The sequence below is a fragment of the Aeromonas sp. 604176 genome, from assembly GCF_049170755.1.
Classification (GTDB): Bacteria; Pseudomonadota; Gammaproteobacteria; order Enterobacterales; family Aeromonadaceae; genus Aeromonas; species Aeromonas veronii_A.
On the sequence record NZ_JAAKNE010000196.1, the window covers coordinates 1 to 3,663 of the forward strand.

Annotated in this window: 4 protein-coding genes; all 4 read left to right on the plus strand. The window is 58.9% G+C overall.

Annotated elements, in window-relative coordinates; translation table 11 throughout:
* A partial coding sequence (locus G5358_RS20385; RefSeq protein ID WP_421324812.1) for an acetate--CoA ligase occupies positions 1-1,077 on the plus strand: 1,077 nt, incomplete at its 5' end.
* A 288-nt stretch (positions 1,078-1,365) separates the two neighbouring features.
* Entirely contained in the window at positions 1,366-1,815 is a 450-nt protein-coding gene (aroQ, locus tag G5358_RS20390) for a type II 3-dehydroquinate dehydratase (protein ID WP_139743401.1), read from the plus strand.
* A gap of 36 nt (positions 1,816-1,851) precedes the next feature.
* Positions 1,852-2,307: an acetyl-CoA carboxylase biotin carboxyl carrier protein gene (accB, locus tag G5358_RS20395; protein ID WP_216951971.1), complete on the plus strand. Its 456-nt coding sequence runs from the start codon at positions 1,852-1,854 to the stop codon at positions 2,305-2,307.
* Between the two features lie 15 nt (positions 2,308-2,322).
* Positions 2,323-3,663, plus strand: a complete 1,341-nt coding sequence (accC, locus tag G5358_RS20400) for an acetyl-CoA carboxylase biotin carboxylase subunit (protein WP_216951972.1) — start codon at positions 2,323-2,325, stop codon at positions 3,661-3,663.

Here is a 3,663-nt window from a genome sequence, read left to right on the forward strand (position 1 = left end):
GTGTTCGACTACCACGAAGAGGACATCTACTGGTGTACCGCCGATGTGGGCTGGGTCACTGGTCACTCCTATCTGGTCTACGGGCCGCTTGCCAACGGCGCCACTACCATCATGTTCGAAGGGGTGCCCAACTACCCGGCCACCAACCGCATGAGTCAGGTGGTGGACAAGCACCAGGTCACCATTCTCTATACCGCCCCTACTGCCATCCGCGCCCTGATGGCCAAGGGCAACGAAGCGGTCACCGGCACCTCGCGCCAGAGCCTGCGCATCATGGGCTCGGTGGGTGAACCCATCAACCCGGAAGCCTGGGAGTGGTACTACCGCACCATCGGCGACGAACGCTGCCCCATTGTCGATACCTGGTGGCAGACCGAGACCGGCGGCATCCTGATTACGCCGCTGCCCGGCGTCACCGACCTGAAACCCGGCTCAGCCACCAAACCCTTCTTCGGGGTGCAACCTGCGCTGGTCGACAACATGGGCGAACCGCTGGAGGGGGCCACCGAGGGCAATCTGGTGATCACCGACTCCTGGCCGGGTCAGATGCGCACCGTATTCGGCGATCACGAGCGGTTCGAGCAGACCTACTTCTCCACCTTCCCCGGCCGCTACTTCACTGGCGACGGTGCCCGTCGCGATGCCGATGGCTACTACTGGATCACCGGACGGGTGGATGATGTACTGAACGTCTCCGGCCACCGCATGGGTACCGCCGAAATTGAATCGGCGCTGGTGGCCCATCCCAAGATCGCCGAAGCCGCGGTGGTGGGGGTTCCTCACGAGATCAAGGGTCAGGGCATCTATGCCTATGTCACCCTGATCGCCGGGGAAGAGCCGAGCCGTGAGCTGCACAAAGAGGTGAAGGAGTGGGTGCGCAAGGAGATCGGTGCCATCGCCACGCCAGATGTCATTCACTGGGCGGAGGGGCTGCCGAAGACCCGTTCCGGCAAGATCATGCGGCGAATTCTGCGCAAGATCGCCACCGGCGAGACCGACAGCCTGGGGGATATCTCCACCTTGGCGGATCCGGGCGTAGTAGACAAACTCATCCGCGAGAAGTCGGAAGCAGCCTGATCCCGCTTCGTTTGTTGCTCGACAAAGCCGGCCCTGTGCCGGCTTTGTTGTTTTCGGGACGGTGCAAACAGCCTGTGTTACCGGAACCTCGATCCAGGAGCGAGAGAGATCAATAAATAGGCAGATGTAGAGATTAGACCAGTAAAATGCTGCTAATTTTCACGAAATCAATATAATTGCGAAATCTGTGTGCCAGGGCACACCGATTTGCGCAGAAAATGGCTAGATTTCAGGTAGTCCACAAGATAGCTGACAGATAGCAGCATGATCATCGAGGATGCACTCAATATGTCGCAACATCGCCGAATTCTCCTGCTCAACGGTCCAAACCTGAATCTGCTGGGCAAGCGGGAACCGGGTATCTACGGCAGCAAGACGCTCGATGAGATCGTCGCCGATCTGAAGCTCAACGCCAGCGAACTCGGTGTCACTCTGGAACATCTGCAATCCAACGCCGAACATGAGTTGGTCAGCCGCATCCATCAGGCCATGGGTCAGGTGGATTTCATCATCATCAATCCGGCCGCCTTCACCCACACCAGCGTCGCCATCCGCGATGCGCTGCTGGGTGTCGCCATCCCCTTTATCGAGGTTCACCTGTCAAACGTTCATGCCAGGGAGCCGTTTCGTCATCACTCCTATCTGTCTGATGTCGCCAAAGGGGTCATTTGTGGTCTGGGGGCCGATGGCTATCAATTCGCTTTAACCGCGGCCGTGCGCCATCTGCACGCGGCTTGATAATCACTGATCAGATAAAGAAGAAAGAGAATGCTAATGGATATCCGCAAAATCAAGAAGCTGATTGAACTGGTTGAAGAGTCCGGCATCGCCGAACTGGAGATCTCCGAAGGTGAAGAGTCCGTTCGCATCAGCCGCAACTTCGCAGGCCAGGTCACTGCCGCACCGCAGATGATCATGCAGCAAGCAGCCGCTCCGGTTGCCGCTCCAGCCGCCGCCCCGGTTGCCGCTGCGCCGGCCGCAGATGCCGCACCGAGCGGTCACCTGATGCGCTCTCCCATGGTTGGCTCCTTCTACCGCTCCTCCAGCCCGGAAGCCAAGCCGTTCGTGGAAGTGGGTCAGCAAGTCAATGTCGGCGATACCCTGTGCATCGTCGAAGCCATGAAAATGATGAACCAAATCGAGTCTGACAAGGCCGGTGTGATCAAAGCGATCCTGGTTGAAAATGGTCAGGCCGTCGAATTTGACGAGCCGCTGTTCATCATCGAATAAGGGAAATCGCCACCCATGTTGGACAAAGTAGTCATCGCCAACCGCGGTGAAATTGCCCTGCGGATCCTGCGCGCCTGCAAAGAGCTCGGGATCAAGACAGTGGCCGTTCACTCCACCGCCGACCGGGAGCTCAAACATGTGCTGCTGGCCGACGAATCCATCTGTATCGGCAAACCAGCCAGTACCGACTCCTACCTCAACGTTCCGGCCATCATCGCCGCCGCCGAGGTGACCGGTGCCGTGGCCATCCACCCGGGTTACGGCTTCCTTTCCGAGAACGCCGATTTTGCCGAAGTGGTCGAAAAATCCGGCTTCATCTTCATCGGCCCGCGCGCCGAGACCATCCGCCTGATGGGTGACAAAGTCTCCGCCATCGAAGCGATGAAGAAGGCAGGCGTACCGTGTGTACCGGGCTCTGACGGTCCGGTGGACAACGACACCAAGCGCAATGCCGCTATTGCCAAGCGCATCGGCTATCCGGTGATCATCAAGGCTGCCGGTGGCGGCGGTGGTCGTGGCATGCGCGTGGTACGCAGCGAGGCCGAGCTAGCCTCCGCCATTGCCCTAACCAAATCCGAAGCAGGCCAGTTCTTCAAGAACGACATGGTCTACATGGAGAAGTACCTGGAAAACCCGCGCCACATCGAAATTCAGGTGTTGGCAGACGGCCAGGGCAACGCCCTCTATCTGGGCGAGCGTGACTGCTCCATGCAGCGTCGCCACCAGAAAGTGGTGGAAGAGGCGCCGGCACCCGGCATCACCGCCGAAATGCGCAAGTTCATCGGCGAGCGCTGTGTGCGCGCCTGTATCGAGATCGGCTACCGCGGTGCGGGTACTTTCGAGTTCCTGTACGAGAATGGCGAGTTCTATTTCATCGAAATGAACACCCGTATCCAGGTTGAGCATCCGGTCACCGAGATGGTCACCGGTATCGATCTGATCAAGGAGCAGCTGCGCATCGCCGCCGGTCAGCCCCTGTCGATCACCCAGCAGGATATCCGCATCCGTGGTCATGCCATCGAGTGCCGGATCAACGCGGAAGATCCGGCCACCTTCATGCCCTCTCCGGGTCTGGTGCAGCGCTTCCACGCGCCGGGTGGTCTGGGCGTGCGTTGGGACTCCCACATCTATGCCGGTTACAAGGTACCGCCCCACTATGATTCGATGATCGGCAAGCTGATCTGCTACGGCGAGAATCGTGACATTGCCATCGCCCGCATGCGCCATGCGCTGGACGAGCTGGTAGTGGAAGGGATCAAGACCAACGTACCGCTGCAAAAAGAGATCATGAAAGACGAAAACTTCCAGCACGGTGGCACCAATATCCACTACCTGCACAAGAAGTTGGGTCTGTAA

Excerpts from the sequence above, each read along its gene's own strand:
- accB (WP_216951971.1), top strand. The coding sequence starts at position 1,852 with ATGGATATCCGCAAAATCAAGAAGCTGATTGAACTGGTTGAAGAGTCC.
- aroQ (WP_139743401.1), top strand. The coding sequence starts at position 1,366 with ATGTCGCAACATCGCCGAATTCTCCTGCTCAACGGTCCAAACCTGAAT.
- accC (WP_216951972.1), top strand. The coding sequence starts at position 2,323 with ATGTTGGACAAAGTAGTCATCGCCAACCGCGGTGAAATTGCCCTGCGG.